Below are 18,089 nucleotides of genomic sequence, written 5' to 3' on the forward strand. Positions count from 1 at the left end.
GTCAAGATAAAAAACTTCGACGTATGCAATTATAAACTAAAAATTACGCATTATGAGTAATCTGTTTTTTCAAAAAGCCGATCCGGCACATTTGGATTTCCAGTATTTAGAGGATCTTTCCACAGCATACTGGTATTCTGAAGTTTTGTTTGCATCTATAGAACTGAAGCTTTTCATGTTTCTGGATCAAGGGGCCGCAACCATAGAATCTCTTGCTGAAGCTGCCGGGTGCAGAAAAAAAAGGCTGAAGCGTCTTCTTAACGTCTTGGAAAGTCTCAACCTTGTTTATTATCGGGACGGCAAATTTTGCAACAGCCAGTCTGCGGGAATCTACCTGGTGCCGGGGAAGAGCGGATATATGGGTGATTTTTTTTTATATCGCTCTTATATGAAGCCCAGGTGGGAGGCTATTGTTGATCAGGTTGCATTAAAAAGCAGGCAGGCGCCCCATGTTGCCGCGCAGGATGATAATTATGAAAAAAAGACCTTCAAATATGTCCGGGCAATGGATATCCTTGCAAAGCAGAAAGCCTTGGAAATCATTGAACTGCTGGAAGAAATCGGGTGGGAGACGCCTATTCTCGACATAGGCGGGGGAGCAGGCGCTGTGAGCCGGGCTGTTATAAAAACCAGGCAACGCGGAGAAGCTTTGCTCTTTGAGATCCCTGAAGTCATCCAGGCCGCAAAAAGGATATATCCTGATGAATCTTCGTGGGAGCGAATCAAAACAATTGAGGGGGACTTCCGTAATTACAGGTTTGATTCCGGACAAAAATTCGGAATGATACTTATGAATAATTTTTTACATGCTTATGACAGTGATGACGCTCATGATCTGCTGTTAAAGGCGGTTGATCTGCTGCTGCCGGATGGCCTGCTTGTTATACACGATTATTTTCCGGACAGGGCGGGGCGTTCTCCTCATAAAGGCGTGCTGTATGACCTTAGCATGATGCTGAATACATATAACGGAGCTTGCCATGATGCTTCCATGATATCGGAATGGCTGAAAAAATCCGGGATAAGCCGTGTAGCTATTCAGGATCTTGGCACGGATTCTTCGGTTGTTATTGCAAGCCGAAAGGATATCGGCTTTAATTTGGAGACCGGCTATGAAGAGTGGATATATAAAGCTGTAAGAGCCGGTTTTACTAAAGCTGTTCTTCTTCCTGTTGAAAAAATAGTAACAGGGGACTGGGTTAGAAAAAAATGCCGGTTCGGCTGCGCTCTTTACGGAAAAAACCTTCAGTGCCCGCCATATGGCATGAAGAGTAAAGAAACACAGGATTTACTGAAATCATACAAATGCTCGCTTCTTCTTGAAGGCTCTCCCCCTGGCAGGGAGTTTCATAAAAGGCTGCTCCTGATGGAAAAAAAAGCTTTTCTGGCCGGATACCATAAGGCGCTTGTATTCGGAGCAGGACATTGCCCGGTTTGCAGCAAATGCCCTGAAGACGGTATCTGCAAATATCCTGAAAAAGCTCGTCCTTCCATGGAAGGATCAGGGATAGATGTTTATTCAACAGCAAAAAATGCCGGTATAAGTCTTAAGCCTGTTGCAAACAAAAACCAGTATGTAAAATATATCGGCCTCTTGCTTTTGGAGTAAAAAATGCGTATTTTACTTGTTCAAGTCCCGAGTTCTCATATGGGTGCCGGGGAAAAAGTATATCCCCTTGGTCTTTCCAGACTTTCGTCCTTAATTCCGAAAGAGCATGCAAAATGGGCTCTTGATATGAATATCTATCCTGATCCATGGCCGGAATTAAAAGAGGTTCTTTTAAATGTCCAGCCGGATATTGTCTCTCTTTCATTCAGAAACATAGATCCCTTGGCCGGTCATCAGGCATCTTATCTCTCTTCTTTAAAAACCTCTGCAAAAATGGTACATAGGCTTGTGTCTAAAGCCTGGTTGTTGGCCGGCGGGCCGGCTTTTTCATTATTCGGGAAGAGATTAATGGATGCTATCCCTGAAATAGATCTGGGAATAGTAGGTGAAGGTGAATCTTCATTTCCGAAATTAATATCAGATCCGTCTAATTTTAAAAAAATTCCGGGAGTGATTTGGAGGGACCGGAACCTTATTGGATATAATCCTGCCGGTCCGCTTATATCCATGGATTGCCTGCCGGATATGGATACCAAAGCTTTTGATATTAATTATTATCTAAAAGCGAATCAATATGTGGCGGCCATAGGCATCGAGGGTAAAAGAGGTTGTGATTTACAATGCGGCTATTGTGTTTATCCATCTCTCGGGGGAAAAAAGACCCGGCTGAGATCTCCAAAAAAAATCGTAGATGAAATGGAGTATTTAAACAAAGAATATTCAGCAAATCTATTCCATTTTACCGATCCCGTTGTAAACCGGCCTTCCGACCATTTTGAAGCGATCTGTATGGAGATAATTAACAGGAAACTGCAAGTCGGATGGACAGGCTTTTTTCGGGAAGAGAATATCACAGAAAGGATAGTTGATCTTGCAGTTGAAGCCGGACTGACGGCCATATATTTTTCGGGTGATGCTTTGACGGATCATGGCCTGAAAATATTAAACAAGAAGATGACCAAGGATGATATTATCAGGGCTGCAAAAATAACGGCAAAAAATGGTATCCTGACCATGTGCCATTTTTTAATAAATCTTCCTGGAGAAACTGATGAGCATGCCGATGAGTCGGTCGAAATGCTTGACAGGCTCCTCGATATCCACGGGCATATGGCGAACCTGGGAGCGGTGATTTTTAATAATGTAAGATTATATCCCGGAGCCCCTTTAACCGAAAAGATTATCAGAAGCGGAATGCTTGCTGCTGATATTGACCTGCTATATCCTGTTTATTTTAATCCTCCGGAAAGGTCGTATCTGCTTCATGAACTGGAAGCATTGTGCCACTCGGCCGGTATTTTTTCCAGACTTGAAATAAAGGGATCATAGCGGATTATTGTGGTGATTCTATTTATTGAGGACATACTAATTAAACTTATGTCATCAGGTATTAGCGTTTAGCAGCTAACAGCTAAAGGCTAAATGCTAATAGCTGTTCATCATGGATTACCAGACTAATCCGTGATAAACCAAATAAAGTAATAAACTATGACAATACTTATTCTTGAACATCCCAGAACATTATCGGAAACCAGATTTAATGATATCGCCAACGCCCCTCTCTGGTCATGTCTGCTGGCAGGTTATGTTGCATCAGGTTTGATAAAAGCAGGCCATGGTGTCCAAATTACTGATGCTCAGAAAAGTGGATGGTGTTTCCTGAAGACAAAAGAGGAAATTATCAGGCTTTCACCGGACCTGCTTTTTATTAATGCCGTCTATTCCTGGGAACATACGGATCAATTTTTTAATTTTCTCGCGGATCTGCGCGCTGAAGGTTATGTGGGGCATATAAATCTGTTCGGTTTTTTCCCTACATTGGCATGGAATGTAATCCTGATGCATTCACAAGCTGTTGATTCCATAGCTGCCGGAGAACCTGAAAATATCCTGATAGAGCTGGCTGACCGGCTGCGGTACGGAAAATCATGGAAGGATATTTCCGGTCTGGCATATAGAACAGGCAAGGGGATTATATTTAACGGCCCCAGGAGGCCTGAAAAAAATCCGGATTCATTTCCCTTTCCTGCAAGAAATGTTGAGCCCGGTGAGACTATCAGCATTCTGGCCAGCAGGGGATGTTATAATTATTGCAGTTTCTGCCCGGTGCCCTCATTTTATAACAACGGCCCTTTGTGGAGGGGGCGGACCCCTGAAAACATCATTAATGAAATCTATTCTTTGTATGATAAGGGGAGCAGGGATTTTTATTTTATCGATCCCAATTTTATAGGTCCGGGAACAAAGGGCAGGCAGCGGGTTTTTGAACTTGCGGAACATATCGGGAAATTGGGTATCACTTATGGAATTGAGACCCGGCCGAATGATTTTGATAGCTCGATTATGATTTGCATGGTGTCATCAGGATTAAACAGCCTCCTAATGGGTATAGAAAGCGGTTCCGCCGATATTTTAGATGGCCTGGGCAAGCATAGTTCAAGGGAAATTTCCGAAAATGCTATAGAACTTTGTCGTGCTTCAGGACTGGAACCTGAAGTGGGATTTCTTATGTTTGTACCGGATAGCACGATTGAAGATATTGAAAGGAATTTTGTATTTTTGAAGAGCAACATTCTTCTGGATAGACTTGACAGAACCTTAAACCTTTTATCCCATTATCAGATTGTATTAATGGGGACCCCGGGGTATCAATTTTTTGAAAATAAAGGGCGGCTTGTAAAACAAGGGGCTATCGGTTTTGAGGGTAATATAATTTACCGCAGCAAAAGGGTTGAATGGTTGAGAGATGTTATTATAGATATATGCCGATATACCCTTAAAGGAATATCGAAAAAAACATCACCTGTTTACTGGGGCAGGCATAATGAAACGAAAAAACGTGAACTTAATGATTTTATTGTGGATCTATTTGGAGAAATGCTTAAGGATGCTAAAAATTTAAAAAGTCTGCCTCCTATTCCAAACGTGACATCCGATCTGAAAAAAGAGATTAAAGTTATGCTTGTATAGAATACCTGTATAAAATAATTGTAACCGTTCACGGTTTACGGTTGAAAATAGAACGGTAACGCCGGCAACACTGGTTATGTGGGAATCAATGGTAACACCACAATTTCAACAACAACTCAACCATGGGAACGTAAACTCTGACAAAAATGTCAGCCGTGAACCGGCAATCGTGAACGGTTACGAATAAATAAATAAAGGACCGCTTCAAAAAAAAAGCAGCGCTTAATTGCTTAAGCGCTGCTCTCACCTTGAAGGGTACAAGGAATTTAAGGGAAGTGAAAATTAAAAAGCCCGATTTCAAATAATACCGTTATTGCTCTCCGATACACATCTTGTGTTAATTATACTTTTTTTTTAAAGTTTGAAGATGACCGGTGAACAAGATGCACGCGCATCATTGAAGCATTTACCGTGCTTTATTTTTTAAATAAGCAAAAAGCATGCAAAGATTTTTAAAAAAAATAAAAATATTTAAAAATATAAAATTTCAAATAGTTGTGACCGATTAACTGTTGTCCAAAAAAAATATTTTTTATAATATCCAAAAATATGCAGTAGTGTCCGGTTAAGTTTTTGCATATAGCATTTGCTCTTTGATAATCAGATTATTAGACCATACGTTTTTTTCGTCAGTACGTAATTCGTTCTGGATGGTATTTCTAAGCTGACGAATCCTCTTTATTGATACAGGTTCATTAAACTGTTCATGGCAGTATATGGCCATAAGCAGGTAGGTTATTAACCCCGCAAGGATTTGAACCATCAGGCCATATCTACTGTGAGCAATCAAGTGGTACACTTTTAAATGTTTCTTCCACCATTTGAAAAAAGTTTCGATATCCCATCTAAGCTTATAAACGGTTGCAACCTGCTCGGCTGTAAGATCATAACGATCAGTTGCCACAAAATATTTGACACCGGCAATTTTATAACCAACCAGTCGAACCGGCTTTCTGGTCTGGTTTACCCCAGGAGTGCCAAGAAGAACCACAGCATCATAAAAAATATAGCTGTCGGGATCAACAGGCTGCTCTTTGATAATAGTTCTTGTTGTTTTCGCTTTGATGCGGCAAACAAAATGTTTTTTTTCATCCTGAAGAAGATCAAAATCCTTATGTGATTGATACCCCCGATCCATGATTCCTGTTTGGCCTTTTGTAAGGATAGACCTGACAAAGGGGCGTTCAGCGCCATTTCCATTTGTCAGATGAATTTTTATAGGAATCTTGCGATTGACATCAAAGCCGAAATGGCCTTTTGCTTTTTTAGCGCCTTTTCTGTAATCAGCCCAGTACATGGACAGAACTGCATCAATTAAAGATCCATCAATGGAAACGAGTTCACCGAGATCTGAATAATTTGATGGTAAAGCATTTTGTGCCTGGCTGCAAAGAGCTTGAAAAACATATTCAAGCTGTTCAAGCCCTCGAGAATTGATAATTTCGGAAAAACTGCTACGACTGATCCCTCCATCTGGAGCGACACATTCTTTGGCAAAATCGTCTTCTTTAAGGTGTTGAATAAGATCACGAGCTGATTCATGTTCTTGTAGATGGAAAAATATCAGTGCGTGAAGCTGATCTTCAAAAGTCATTTTCAATGGCCTGTGACCTCGGGATTTAAGCTGTGGCGTGTCAGGAAAAATCTTTTGCAAAGGTTTGAGAAATCGAGCATGAGATTGGGGATTAAAATTCTTTTTTGGGATATTGAATATGTCCATTTTTGTCTTAACTCCTTGTTATAATTATATTTTATAACAAAACGATAAAAAATTTTTATTTGGTTTGTCAAGTAAAAAATGAACATTTTTCTAATTTTTTTATCCCATATAACATGCAAAAACCTAACCGGACACTACTGAAAAATATGACATTTTGTGTCATTATTATGACGTTTTTTGTCACTCTGAATTTATTTTTGCGCGAACCCTAAGGAGAGATACTATGGATTTGATATCAACAGACAAGGCTCCGGCGGCTATCGGACCCTATTCTCAAGCCGTGAAAACAGGCGGTTTACTTTTTTGTTCCGGCCAAATCGGAATAGACCCATCTACGGGGCGACTTTCCGGGAATGACATAAACTCGCAAACAAAACAGGTCTTGAATAACTTGAAGGCGGTCCTGCTGGCATCAGGACTTTCGCCGGCGGATGTTGTCAAGACTACCATCTTTCTTGTTAACATGGATGATTTCTCAACCGTGAATGAAATTTACGGCATGGAATTCGGCGATCATAAACCGGCCAGAGCTACCGTGCAGGCAGCCGGTTTACCACTGGGCGCTTTGGTAGAGATAGAATGTATGGCAGAGATAAAAAAAGCATGAAAATATTAGTAGCGGAAGACAATCCTGTAATTGCTGAACTTCTTAATAAAACCCTGACAAAGGATGGCCACAGGGTCGTACTTGCAGAAAACGGACAAAAAGCCTGGGAGCTTTTTAAGGAACAAAGATTCAAAATGGTTATCTCGGACTGGATGATGCCTGAAATGGATGGGATAACTTTATGCAATAAAATCAGGGCTGAAAAATTATCCCATTATGTGTATATTATTCTTCAGACTACCAGGGATCAGTTGCCGGATACGCTCAAGGGGTTTAAGGCCGGCGTCGATGACTACATCTCCAAACCATATCATCCGGAAGAAATAAGAGCAAGAGTACGTTCCGGTTTGCGTATAATCAAACTGGAACAGAAAGTTCTTGAAGAAAAAAATGAAATACTGAAAAAACATAAAGAGCTTGAAGAAAGCTATATGGATATTATTCGGCTTTTATCATCTCTTATTGAGATGCTAAACCCTGTGCTGGGGGAATATATGAAGCATGCGGGCAGGCTGTCCAGGGAGACAGCCGAAGCTTTAGGCCTTGAAAAAGAGCTGGCTGATCAGATTGAAATCGCCGGCCTGTTTCATGATATCGGCCTGCTCGGTCTTCCTGAACTTATGCTGTTAAAAGATGAAATAGAGATGGATAAGACGGAACTGGGCTTATACACACAGCACCCCCTCATAGCATCATTAAGTTTTGAGGCCGTAAAAAGGCTTTCCGGGGTAAGTGGGATAATCCTGAGCCATCATGAAAATTTTGATGGCAGCGGTTTCCCGAACGGCTTAAAAGAATTTCAAATACCGATAGGAGCACGAATTGTTGCGGCGGTTTCAGATTACTGCAAAATCATTCACACCTGGCCTGCTGGTATCGAAGAAATCAAAAAAAGGGCAGCGGATAATTTTGGCCGGGAAATCACGGAAAGTTGTGATTCCAATGATCCTGACACTTTAAATAAACAGATTGCAAAAAAAGCCCTGGAAATTGGAAGCAACAGTAAATATGACGCCGATGTTGTTGAAAAGCTGATAAAAATTACAGGAAAAACAGGAACCGGAGAAGGCCGGGAATGGGTAGCTATTAAAGATTTAAAAGAAGGGATGAAGCTTGCAAAAGAGTTATGTTTAAAAGACGGAAGGCACTTACTTTCCAATGGTGTGGTATTAAATGCAGCATCAATAGGTTCAATACAAAAGTTAAAAGATTTTAATGTTTTAGATGACCGGATTTTTGTAACATATGGAAAATTATCTGTTTGATATTTTCATATGCCATAGATTCCGTTCCTTTGAGTTCGTTCCTTTTCTTTCGCTGATTGTAGCGCCTTGAAGCATCTCTTCAACCTTGATGGAAGAGTGCCTGCCATTGACTGCTGTGCCTGGATATATTTTGCCGGATGCTTTTAAAATCGCTATGCCTTTGTCCAATTCTGATTTTTTGTTTATTTCGTGAATCTTGTCCTGAAATTCATCAATTTTATCTTTGCAGCTCTTTATTACGAGTTCTGTTTCATTAATTTTCTGCAGCTCATGTTCATCCTCATCCATCAATCCGGCCACGATTTTATCAATTTCGCGAATTTTTTTTTCCAATACAGCTATCCTGCCGGCATCGCCTTCAGGCGAGTCGAGCAGGCCTCTACGCTCAATAATATATCTATCCTGAATCTGGGCAATATCTCCCAGTTTGGTATTTAACAGATCTGATTTTTCCTTAAATGTCAAAAGCCCTGGGGTAATCTCATCAATCTTCTGTTTTTCATCCGTGATTTTTTTTTTTAGAGCAACTACATCCCTTTTGGCTCTAAAATCGATCCCCACGGTAAGTTGGCTCGGGGCGGCTGATTCTGAACCAATATTACCAGCTTTAATGCCTTTTTTAGCTGAAATTTCAGATGCAAAGACACTTTCCTCGACTATACACCGGCCGCTTGTTTCAATTATGGATTCCGCTATCTCTGTTTCCACATTCATATTTCCAAGCGCCACTATATTCGACTTACGAATATGTCCGGCCTTTATGCTCCCATCATTTCTGATCCTGGCACCAAAGATTCCTTCATAAACAACAATATCGTTTAAGACCGAGATGTCAGCATCAAAAATTCCCTCTGCGCGCAGGCTTTTTGCTTTTACCTGATAACCTTTAAGCACCACGCCGTCTACTTCGACATGACCATCAAAATCGATATGCCCGGTTTTAATCCCGACATCCCCTGCTATCTTCAGAACAGGGGATACTTCCAGCATCCCGTCGCCGGAAATCACGGGCTGTCCCTTTTCAGTGGAATAGAACTTTCGGCCGTCTTCCGTTTTTTCGACCCCCTTTCCGCATGAAATAATTGCCTTATTATATTTCAAAGGGGGTATGGCCTTTTTATATATATTGATGCCGGGGGCACCCTCTTTCCCGGGTATAATTTCAGCCAAAAGCGCACCCGAATCAACTTGGGCAATTTTGCCCCGATTCTTCCAATCCATGGTGCCCTCATCTGTCAGTGTGCCGACCCGCAAAGGATCCCTGTCAAAAAAATATTTTATTTGCTCAGACGTTCCGGATCCAGGCATAGTGCCGGATGCAACTTTTAATGTAAAATTTTGTTCCTGCGCGTTTTCAATATGCCTGTTTATAGAATCATCATCCAATATCCCGTAAATGACACCTTTCTTTTCCAAAAGAGTTTTTATATCATCTGCCGTAATACTTGTTTCAGCCTCTCCATTAAAGGAAACAACTGCTGCCAGCTTATCATCCGAAATTGTTAATTCCAGAACAGAATTTTTTTCCTCAGATTCAGGCATGGAAGCATTGGCCAACTTGCCCTCATCATATAGGTCAGCGCCTGTTTGTGAATCCTGGGATTGGGAGCTTGAGAGCAATAAAAAATCATCCTTCCGGCATTTTGGTATAACCCCTTGATTAACCAGTATATCAACGACAGGGGTAAAGATTTTTGTTTCGGAAAATATTCTTTTTTGTTCTTTTATGGCACGATAAAATTCTTCATTGCCGACCAGTCCCTTTTTAACCGCTATCATGCCCAATCTGTGATCAAGAAGTTCTGCTATATCCATACCTAATAATATTGGTAATTACATGAAAAACTTTAATTCCAAATACAAATCCGGTATTAAAATTCATATGTCGCACCGCTTTTTACCGATTTGAATTTGGTACGGTACCGGCATTGTATTCGGTTTTGGGTCAGTTCATCTTTTTATATTATTTGGTATATAGATTGTTAGATAATTGATTTCATAAGGCCAGAGGGAGGAGGGCGTATTGTAATACTCCGACGACCGATAACGCAGTGAAATTATTTATGTGACAATCTATAGATTTTTGCAAAAGCGATAGTCCCTTAACCGTTACTCTTTTTTTTTGCCGAATATTTTAGCACCGATTATACTGACTTCATATAATACCATTAACGGAAAGGCCATCATGAGTTGAGTGATAACATCAGGAGGTGTTAAGATTGCCGCGCCTGCAAAGAATATCAGCATAGCATATTTCCTGTTTTTCTTTAAAAATTCCACAGAAACAATACCAAGCCGGGCCAGAAAAGTAATAACAATAGGAAGCTCAAAAACGACCCCAAAGGCAAGCAGCAGTTTTGAGGCAAAGGTTAGATACTCTTTCATTGACGGCAGGGGACGGATAGACTCGGACGCAAACCCCAAAAAAAATTTAAAACCAAAAGGGAAAACAATAAAGTATCCGAAAAAAGCGCCGCCCACAAAAAAAAGTGTCGAGAGAAAAACAATGGGAATAAGGAGCTTACGTTCCTTTTGATAAAGGCCCGGAGCAACAAATAACCAGAACTGATAGAGGAGCACAGGAGCAGCCAGAATTATACCGGCCAGCAATGCCACCTTCAAATATGTGAAAAACGCCTCGGGCAGGCCTGTAAATATTAGCTTATCACCAGACTGCATGATCCTCATTAAAGGCCGCGTCAAAATCTGAAAAATTTTTTCCTTAAAAAAATAAGCAACCGCAAACCCCGCGCCAATAGCAATGGAACAGGTTATAAGGCGCGTTCTTAGCTCCTCCAGGTGGGCGGTAAAAGGGATTTTATATTCTTCATTCACTGCTCTGTAGATCCTTCTTTTTTGTACGGCGATTCTGCTTCATTCCCTTTTCCAGTTATCATTCCTTTGGACGGGTCATCCATTTTTTGAGTATGATCATCGCCAGAGCCTTTTGTGCCGGAAGATTTAACATCAACTATTTCCTTGATATCATTGCTAACATCATCAAAAGTTTTTTTTACAACGCTGACTTCATCATCCACATCAAATGAATCCTTAAAGTCAGACGCCGTCTTTTTAAACTCATTGATTATACGTCCTATTTTTGTTGCAATTTCAGGAAGCTTTTCAGGCCCGACAACAATAAGCGCGATAGCCAGAATCAGGATCAATTCCGGCATACTTATGCCAAACATATTTTTTTCTCCTATAGATCGTCACATAAATAATTCCACTGCGTTATCGGTCGTCGGGTAGGGGTTCAAGATTTTGAACATAGGGTTTAAGATTTTAAACCCCTACTATAGACCTAACCAGTTTTGGTATATTTCAGGCCTTTTTTTCCTGATTTTACGCCGTTTTGCCGGTATGATCTGCCAGCGGATTTCAGATCCTTCCCTTACTTCTTGAATATCTTCCAGAACTCTCTTGACAATAAGCTTATGTATCCGGCCGATCGCATCGGCATTGCACTTGCCGCAATGACAAGTAGTGATACACGATAAAGCCATCTTCTCCCATTCTTCACGTGTCTCTGCTGGAAGCTCACTTAACCCCTCGCTTAAATGCAGACATCCACCTTGCAGCATATTCCATTTTTCAAGCCACACATCAGCCGCCTGCCTGAAACTTGCGTATAAATTATCATGTAAAAAACGATTCATCTGCTCTGCTCCGACATTCGTTGATTGTAAAATTTTTCTTTTTTAAAGGATAAATTTTTCATAATTTGTTCAATCTATCAACAAAAAAACTTGGCATAGTAGGGGCAGAATCCATTTCTGCCCCCGTATCATTTCGGCGGATATGGAATCCGCCCCTACTCGGCCGAATGTTTTGACCGATAATAGAGTGAAATTATTTATATGAAAATCTATATTTATTGAGGATCATCCTGCATTGGCCTTTTTCTGAGTTTGGTTACCGAGGCAAGCTTGATTTCCTGATCCGGTATGCTGAATATATTCTTTATAACTTCAAGTGGTCTAACGGTTTTCCCTGCCCCGGTTTTCAGCGCCATTTTTAATCTTGATGACTCCAGTATTTCGATTGCAGAAACCGATTCTTTCAGGTCTATTTTTTTTTCTCTTCCCTTGCGGTTTTTTTTAGTAATAATTAATTCGGGTAGATTAAAAAAATAATCCGATTTTTTTTTATCAAAAGAGCCGGATTGTAGAGAGATCATATATGTTGTATGGTTATTTTCTTCCCGGTCAGGCCTGGAAGAAGCCAGAACACAGTTATGAACAAGAAGACCTTCGGGCAGTTGGCGGTTTAAATTATTCATAACATCCATCGGCTTGATATTACCAGGCACCATCAGATAGACTGATTCGCCCTCGCTCTCCATACCTATAGGGAGCGGATCAGCAAATGAAATTTTGGGCTTTGGATGAAAACCTTCGGAAAATTTTACAATAATACCGGCGCGCTGTATGGCCCGCATAAATATGTTGGCAAGCTCAAGATGTCCAAAATATTTTGCTGGCCCAAGTTTTGAATAAGATAACATTATCTTTTTATGAAATGTTTTGTCGCTATTTGTACCGAGCAATCCCTTATCCGCAGGATTGTCGGTGAGAGCATGCGGCTGTGAAGTATAAACTTTCGGTTTTATATTGATAAAATCGCATACCCCGCAATTGTTGCATTCTTTTAAGCGGCAGTCATCCGTACTCCTGCAGGACATGGCTTTTTGTAGTTCATCTTTTAAAAATTCAGTTGATATCCCTGTGTTAATATGATCCCAGGGCAGGGGTTCGTCCATATCTCTTTTGCGGGATGTATAATACTCGATATCCTTGCCTGTATCGGATAATGCTTTTTCCCATAAATTGAAATTGAATTTATCGCTCCACCCATCGAAGATACAGCCATTTTTATATGCCGCGACCAGCAGCTCCGACAGGCTCCGGTCTCCCCTTGACCATAGACCTTCAAGCAGGCTGACTTCAGGGTTTTGCCATTTAAAATTTATTCCCCCGGCTTTTAGATTATCCTTTAACCAGCTTATGTTATATCTGGATTTTTCCAGGGATATCTGGGGCTCCCATTGAAAAGGGGTATGAGATTTCGGGATAAAAGTCGATACGGAAACATTTATTCTGACTCTTTTTTTTCTTTTACCGGAGCTTTTGGTTAATAAGCTGATTTCATTAGCCAAAGCTACGATCGCCTTGAGGTCATCATCGGTTTCCGTAGGGAGGCCTGTCATAAAATAAAGTTTTATACTGCTCCATCCCAACCCGAATGCGTCCAGGACTGTTTTAATAACATCATCCTGGGTAATGTTTTTATTGATGACATCCCTTAGTCTTTGGCTCCCTGCTTCAGGTGCGATGGTAAAGCCGGTTTTTCTCACGGTTTTGACAAGCTGCATTAATTCAGGCGTAAGTGTGTCGGCGCGGAGAGACGGCAAGGATACGGCGATCTTTTGATTTTTATATCTGGTCATCAGGGATTCCATCAGGGGAATAATGCAGCCGTAGTCGCCTGTGCTTAAAGATAAAAGGGATATATCCTCATATCCGGTTGCTTTCAGGGATGCATCCGACAGAGCAATAAGGTTTTCAGGAGATCGTTCCCGCACAGGCCTGTAAATCATGCCGGCCTGGCAGAATCTGCATCCCCTGGTGCATCCCCTGGCAACTTCAAGGCGTAAGCGGTCATGCACGGGCCGGCCATAAGGCACAATCGGAGTATCCGGAAAAGGAGCATCATCCAGGCTGCTTATTATAGCTCTTTGAACTGCTTTATTTTTTATAGACGGAATATAAACACCATTGATTTCAGACCAGGCTTGCAGGATGGAATCCTTATCATCCAGTCCGCCTTCTTTCCATTCCATCCATGCCTGGGACATCTGCATTATGACCTCTTCTCCGTCACCCACCACTATAGCATCGAATAGGTCCGCAACCGGTTCGGGGTTGCAGGAGCATGGACCGCCGGCAATGAGCAGGGGAAAGGATAGGTCCCTTTCTTTGGCGAAAAATGGTATCCCTGCCAGATCCAGCATATAGAGAATGTTGGTATAGTTAAGTTCGTACAAAAGGCTGAAACCTATTATGTCAAAACTCTTGAGCGGCCGGCGCGATTCGAGGGTCATCAGTGGTATGTTGAACGATCTGAGATATCCGCCTAAATCTATCGCCGGAGCAAATACCCTTTCAGCAACAATAGATTCATGGCTGTTTAATATATTATACAAAATCTGCAGGCCGAAGTGTGATGTTCCGATTTCATACAGATCAGGAAAGGCCAGCGCTATCCTGAGTTTGAGACCATGATGATTTTTTTTAATTATATTTGTTTCCGTACCCAGGTACCTGCTGGGCTGCTCCACAAGTGGGAGTATATCGTCAAGATTTTTCATTTTATTTTATTTTTTTATAACTAATTCAAATGGCAAGATAAAAAAAACAGAATTTATTCTGTTTGAAGTGTTATTAATTCCTTTATTGATTGCCGTATCCGTTTTGGGCGCCGCAATCGGGGCACTGCCAGGTTATTCCATTACAGGTCATACCCCACTCATTTTCATACATACATACCTGGCAAATGGCGAAACCGCATCGGCAGGTCCAGCAGAAGGGAGCTTGTTGCCGGCAGCAATGGCAAACCTTGTTCCTGGTGCGGCCTCGTTTTTCTCTATAATCGGTTTTAATATAAGAGTCTCTCATGTTTTACCTTTTTTAACAAGTTTTGCAAAAACCTAACCGGACACTACTGAAAAAAATTGTGTTTCGCAAACTGACACTTGTCATAGGTCATTCGACGCTCAATTAGGAAATTTCCTGTTTTAGGTTTTCCTCCAGCGCATCCCCGGATCGTCACGCCGGTCGCTGCGGGAAATCGTTTCAAACGCGCCCAGTAGCACGGACGTCATCTGGTGCCGGGCCTTTTCGGCCTTGATATCATCGTTGTTGCGCACGTCCTTGAAAAACCGCCCGCAGACCTGCCGGGTTGCCTCGCTCCATTCCGCAGTAACCCCGGCCTTGGTTTTTCCGGATGTGCCGGAATCAACGGTATAGTCCCGCCGACCATGGGCCCAGTTGATGATGTGGGAATAGAAGATGAAGGCGCGGTCCAGCAGAATGTAGAGCAGCTGAATGTTTTCAACGGGTCCCACCTGAATCTGCCGGCCGCCGAGGTGGATGCCCACCACCTGGGTCCGGGCCAGTTTCCGGCCCCCGCCCAGAGCCGCCCAGCCTGCGCCGGCCAGCCCGCCGATGGCCGAAAAGATACCAAAGGTAAGGCCGTGGGCCGTCAGATCCAGCGCTGCACCCATGGCAACGCCGCTCAGACCCGCGGCCGTGATTAGCTGTTTCGGGGTCAGCCCCAGAACCTGCCAGGTTCTATCGCTGAAAAGATCCGTGCGCAGGATCGAATAGTCCGGCAGGTCGATGTTGAAGATGTTGTGCTTGAAAAGACGCCGGATTTCCTGGTGCGAAGTTTTTTCAATGCGGGCAATGGCCTGATTGTAGGTTTCCTGGAGCTGGCTTTTTATTGTTTCCTCGTCGGTCTTTTCGTTGATATTACGGCTGAGACGGTGGGTCAGGGCGTCTGCGAGCATGCGGCAGAGGATGTCGGCGCTCTGAACATTTCGCCGATACCAGTCCTGTTTGAACGCCTCGATGACGGTCTCCAGGGTCGGCTGCCAGTCCTGGTCAATGCGCTTCAGGGTCTCGAGAAGATCGATGCGCTCGGCATAGGTGGCTTTGTGGGCGTTAAAAACCCGAACGGCGTTAAAGTGTTTGCGAAATTCGTTTTTCCACTGGTCCAGGTAACGGATTTCTTTTTCCTTGCAGTTGATGACCGCCATGCGGGGCCGGCCCGTGAGGCGAAGGACTTCCATCTCGGCCCGGTCCACATTTCTAACCGGCCGGGCGCCGTCCACCACGTAAATAATCCCGGCACCTTCGGCAATGGGGGCAAAGAGTTCGCAGTCGTCCCTGAAATTGGGATCTTCCAGATGGGTCCGGCGGAAGGCGGCCGCAATGGCCTCGTCCGGGCCCGAATAGTGTCGCATCCACTCCAGGGTCGAAAGCGGGTTCTGAAACCCCGGGGTATCCACAAAGCCGATGATTTCCTTGCCATCGATAACCACCGGAAAGCGCCGGCAGAAAAGGGTCTCGCCCGGTATGGGGCTGATGCGCACGGAGTCGTCCTCGGCCAGGGTGGAAACCACCGAGGATTTGCCTTCGTTGGGATGCCCGGCAACAGCAAATTCCGGAGTCGATTCATTGATCATGGGGCAGCAGCCTTTCCACGCGTAGGTAGGGATCGCCAAGGGCTTTGATCTTGCGTTTCCAGATTCGCCAGTCACTATCCCGGACCGTGGTAAAAATAGTTTCGGAATCGGGCTTTCCAATAAGCCCCACCACGACCCTGCCCGTATTCCCCAGTCGTTGTCGGAGTTGAATCAGAAACTGAAGCGTCTCCCGAATGGGCGGCTGCCAGGCCTCCTGAAGCACCAGTACGCCGCCGGGTACTGCATCTTCCCGCTTTGCTTTCAGCGAATCGAGAACCGCCTGATCCTGCTCAAAGCCCGCGCCGATTTTTTTCAGGTCCGTTACCTGCATCCCCAGTTCCCGGGCCGCAACATCTTCCAGCCCCTCGCAGACATCGAAGATGTCTTCGGGCACCAGGGCTGCGTAATTGCCGCCGGCATCGCCCGGGACCGTCGTACAGGGAGTCGCTTCCGCTTCGTCCAAAAGCGGCCCCTTGGGGTCCGAAGCCGGTTGAGACGTTCCGGCGGTACTCACCACCGGGGTGGTCATTCTGCGCACAAGGCCGTCGCAGTCCCCGTGGTCGAAACGTAGCTTGGCCAGAAGCCGCCTCTGGACGAAGGCGCCCGATGTCAGCAATATCAGCCGGGGAAGCAGCCCATAGCAGAACACCGAAAGGCAAAGAAATGGCCACCAGGAGACCAGATCCCGGGTAGCCAGGTGATAAATCCCTTCTTTGAGAATCATCCGGCTTCCCTCGATCTGCTCCAGACTGGGATAGGCCAATGCCGAGGGCAGAAGTTCGCGCCAGGGTAGGGCAATGGTTCGGGCTACCTGGAAAACCGCATGGGAACCTACCTGGAAGGTGGACTGCCAGCCAAAGGCCACGTCGGTACCGGTCAGTTTTATCAGGGTCGCGCTCAATAGCCCCGTGTTGAAGCAAAGGGCAAACACCTGCACGACAATAAAAACAGGCCAGAAAAAAAGGCTTCCGTAGATCTGCTTCCACCCTCGAAGAAGTCCTGTTGCCGCAGCAAGGGCCTCGCGCTTTCGCCCGTCATTTTTTTTAAGTGCCCGTTGCCGGGCCTTTACGAAGGCTCCGGCCAGCATCCGGCTCAGAAGCCGTGCCAGAATGGAGTTTCGGACCAGGGAGCGGCTTGCCGCCCTGAAACTGAAAACCGCCGCCAGCAGGAAGATAAGCAGGATTTGGGTAAAGACCCCAACACCCAGATACACCGATACGTTCAGGGGTTGCGTGCCCGAATAATCTAGCAGCGACATGGCCAGACCGATGCCGGATAGGATCCCCAGCAGCGCCGCAACAACCAGGCAAATGCGATTAATTTCCTTATAGATTGCTCCGGGCGTAGGTCCGCCTTCGCTCTCGCGCCGAACAGCGAGCCAGTTTTTAATCAGGAGACGCCGGGACTCCGGGCGGCCGTCGTTTAGATGCTCGAGCCGGGTTAGGTAAATGTCGCGCGCCGTCGGGGCAGAGGAGGAGCCGTCGTCATCCGCTTCAGTGTTGGAGTCGCTGAAAAAAAAATACTCCAGATCCATAAGATCCTGGATACGCCATCGGGCGCTTCCTTTTCCCCGGCCGGTATCGTCTGCTGCTTTCGTCATCTCACCTTGCCTGTCTCAGCGGTTAAGGTCCTTCTCTCTCAGGGTTCCCAAACAGGTTTTCCTGGTAAAT

At 44.2% G+C, this 18,089-nt stretch carries 14 protein-coding genes; 6 read left to right on the forward strand and 8 right to left on the reverse strand.

Features of this window, described 5'->3' with window-relative positions:
* Positions 1-52: 52 nt before the first annotated feature.
* The 3 genes from BuS5_RS03060 to BuS5_RS03070 all read left to right on the forward strand — a co-directional run bounded on the left by BuS5_RS03060 (position 53) and on the right by BuS5_RS03070 (position 4,579).
* Positions 53-1,609 (forward strand): DUF2284 domain-containing protein, encoded by a 1,557-nt coding sequence (locus tag BuS5_RS03060; protein WP_027354447.1) that lies wholly within the window; start codon positions 53-55, stop codon positions 1,607-1,609.
* A 3-nt stretch (positions 1,610-1,612) separates the two neighbouring features.
* On the forward strand, positions 1,613-2,938 hold the full coding sequence (locus BuS5_RS03065; protein WP_027354446.1) for a B12-binding domain-containing radical SAM protein: 1,326 nt from the start codon (positions 1,613-1,615) through the stop codon (positions 2,936-2,938).
* A gap of 159 nt (positions 2,939-3,097) precedes the next feature.
* Positions 3,098-4,579: a B12-binding domain-containing radical SAM protein gene (locus BuS5_RS03070; protein ID WP_051374957.1), complete on the forward strand. Its 1,482-nt coding sequence runs from the start codon at positions 3,098-3,100 to the stop codon at positions 4,577-4,579.
* Positions 4,580-5,144: 565 nt separating this feature from the next.
* On the opposite strand, the gene BuS5_RS03075 is transcribed toward BuS5_RS03070, so the two are convergent.
* Entirely contained in the window at positions 5,145-6,299 is a 1,155-nt protein-coding gene (locus BuS5_RS03075; protein ID WP_036019371.1) for an IS4 family transposase, read from the reverse strand.
* 223 nt (positions 6,300-6,522) lie between these two features.
* On the opposite strand from BuS5_RS03075, the gene BuS5_RS03080 reads away from it, so the two are divergent.
* Both BuS5_RS03080 and BuS5_RS03085 read left to right on the forward strand, forming a co-directional pair.
* Positions 6,523-6,906 carry a RidA family protein gene (locus BuS5_RS03080; RefSeq protein ID WP_027354756.1) on the forward strand — a complete coding sequence of 128 codons (384 nt, stop codon included), beginning with the start codon at positions 6,523-6,525 and terminating at the stop codon, positions 6,904-6,906.
* Positions 6,903-8,171, forward strand: a complete 1,269-nt coding sequence (locus BuS5_RS03085) for a response regulator (RefSeq protein ID WP_198012308.1) — start codon at positions 6,903-6,905, stop codon at positions 8,169-8,171. The genes BuS5_RS03080 and BuS5_RS03085 overlap by 4 nt, the downstream gene beginning before the upstream one ends.
* Here BuS5_RS03085 and BuS5_RS03090 read toward each other — a convergent pair.
* The 5 genes from BuS5_RS03090 to BuS5_RS03110 all read right to left on the reverse strand — a co-directional run bounded on the left by BuS5_RS03090 (position 8,160) and on the right by BuS5_RS03110 (position 14,541).
* Positions 8,160-9,986: a DUF342 domain-containing protein gene (locus BuS5_RS03090; protein ID WP_027354754.1), complete on the reverse strand. Its 1,827-nt coding sequence runs from the start codon at positions 9,984-9,986 to the stop codon at positions 8,160-8,162. The genes BuS5_RS03085 and BuS5_RS03090 overlap by 12 nt on opposite strands.
* A gap of 294 nt (positions 9,987-10,280) precedes the next feature.
* A complete protein-coding gene (gene tatC / locus BuS5_RS03095) occupies positions 10,281-11,006 on the reverse strand; it encodes a twin-arginine translocase subunit TatC (RefSeq protein WP_035266146.1) in 726 nt (241 codons plus the stop codon).
* A complete protein-coding gene (locus tag BuS5_RS03100) occupies positions 11,003-11,362 on the reverse strand; it encodes a twin-arginine translocase TatA/TatE family subunit (RefSeq protein ID WP_051375078.1) in 360 nt (119 codons plus the stop codon). Before BuS5_RS03100 ends, tatC begins: the two co-directional genes overlap by 4 nt.
* A gap of 105 nt (positions 11,363-11,467) precedes the next feature.
* Positions 11,468-11,830 (reverse strand): hypothetical protein, encoded by a 363-nt coding sequence (locus BuS5_RS03105; RefSeq protein ID WP_027354753.1) that lies wholly within the window; start codon positions 11,828-11,830, stop codon positions 11,468-11,470.
* Between the two features lie 215 nt (positions 11,831-12,045).
* Entirely contained in the window at positions 12,046-14,541 is a 2,496-nt protein-coding gene (locus BuS5_RS03110; RefSeq protein WP_035266139.1) for a TIGR03960 family B12-binding radical SAM protein, read from the reverse strand.
* 85 nt (positions 14,542-14,626) lie between these two features.
* On the opposite strand from BuS5_RS03110, the gene BuS5_RS20205 reads away from it, so the two are divergent.
* Complete coding sequence (locus tag BuS5_RS20205; protein ID WP_338000281.1) at positions 14,627-14,884, forward strand: hypothetical protein; 258 nt, start codon at positions 14,627-14,629, stop codon at positions 14,882-14,884.
* Between the two features lie 83 nt (positions 14,885-14,967).
* On the opposite strand, the gene BuS5_RS03120 is transcribed toward BuS5_RS20205, so the two are convergent.
* A complete protein-coding gene (locus BuS5_RS03120) occupies positions 14,968-16,419 on the reverse strand; it encodes a GTPase/DUF3482 domain-containing protein (protein ID WP_035266137.1) in 1,452 nt (483 codons plus the stop codon).
* Positions 16,409-18,019: a DUF2868 domain-containing protein gene (locus BuS5_RS03125; protein WP_027354751.1), complete on the reverse strand. Its 1,611-nt coding sequence runs from the start codon at positions 18,017-18,019 to the stop codon at positions 16,409-16,411. The genes BuS5_RS03120 and BuS5_RS03125 overlap by 11 nt, the downstream gene beginning before the upstream one ends.
* Positions 18,020-18,089: the final 70 nt, after the last annotated feature.

Origin of the sequence: Desulfosarcina sp. BuS5 (assembly GCF_028752835.1) — a bacterium.
Taxonomy (GTDB): domain Bacteria; phylum Desulfobacterota; class Desulfobacteria; order Desulfobacterales; family BuS5; genus BuS5.

Excerpts from the sequence above, each read along its gene's own strand:
- BuS5_RS03060 (WP_027354447.1), top strand. The coding sequence starts at position 53 with ATGAGTAATCTGTTTTTTCAAAAAGCCGATCCGGCACATTTGGATTTC.
- BuS5_RS03065 (WP_027354446.1), top strand. The coding sequence starts at position 1,613 with ATGCGTATTTTACTTGTTCAAGTCCCGAGTTCTCATATGGGTGCCGGG.
- BuS5_RS03070 (WP_051374957.1), top strand. The coding sequence starts at position 3,098 with ATGACAATACTTATTCTTGAACATCCCAGAACATTATCGGAAACCAGA.
- BuS5_RS03075 (WP_036019371.1), bottom strand. The coding sequence starts at position 6,299 with ATGGACATATTCAATATCCCAAAAAAGAATTTTAATCCCCAATCTCAT.
- BuS5_RS03080 (WP_027354756.1), top strand. The coding sequence starts at position 6,523 with ATGGATTTGATATCAACAGACAAGGCTCCGGCGGCTATCGGACCCTAT.
- BuS5_RS03085 (WP_198012308.1), top strand. The coding sequence starts at position 6,903 with ATGAAAATATTAGTAGCGGAAGACAATCCTGTAATTGCTGAACTTCTT.
- BuS5_RS03090 (WP_027354754.1), bottom strand. The coding sequence starts at position 9,986 with ATGGATATAGCAGAACTTCTTGATCACAGATTGGGCATGATAGCGGTT.
- BuS5_RS03100 (WP_051375078.1), bottom strand. The coding sequence starts at position 11,362 with ATGTTTGGCATAAGTATGCCGGAATTGATCCTGATTCTGGCTATCGCG.
- BuS5_RS03105 (WP_027354753.1), bottom strand. The coding sequence starts at position 11,830 with ATGAATCGTTTTTTACATGATAATTTATACGCAAGTTTCAGGCAGGCG.
- BuS5_RS03110 (WP_035266139.1), bottom strand. The coding sequence starts at position 14,541 with ATGAAAAATCTTGACGATATACTCCCACTTGTGGAGCAGCCCAGCAGG.
- BuS5_RS03120 (WP_035266137.1), bottom strand. The coding sequence starts at position 16,419 with ATGATCAATGAATCGACTCCGGAATTTGCTGTTGCCGGGCATCCCAAC.
- BuS5_RS03125 (WP_027354751.1), bottom strand. The coding sequence starts at position 18,019 with ATGACGAAAGCAGCAGACGATACCGGCCGGGGAAAAGGAAGCGCCCGA.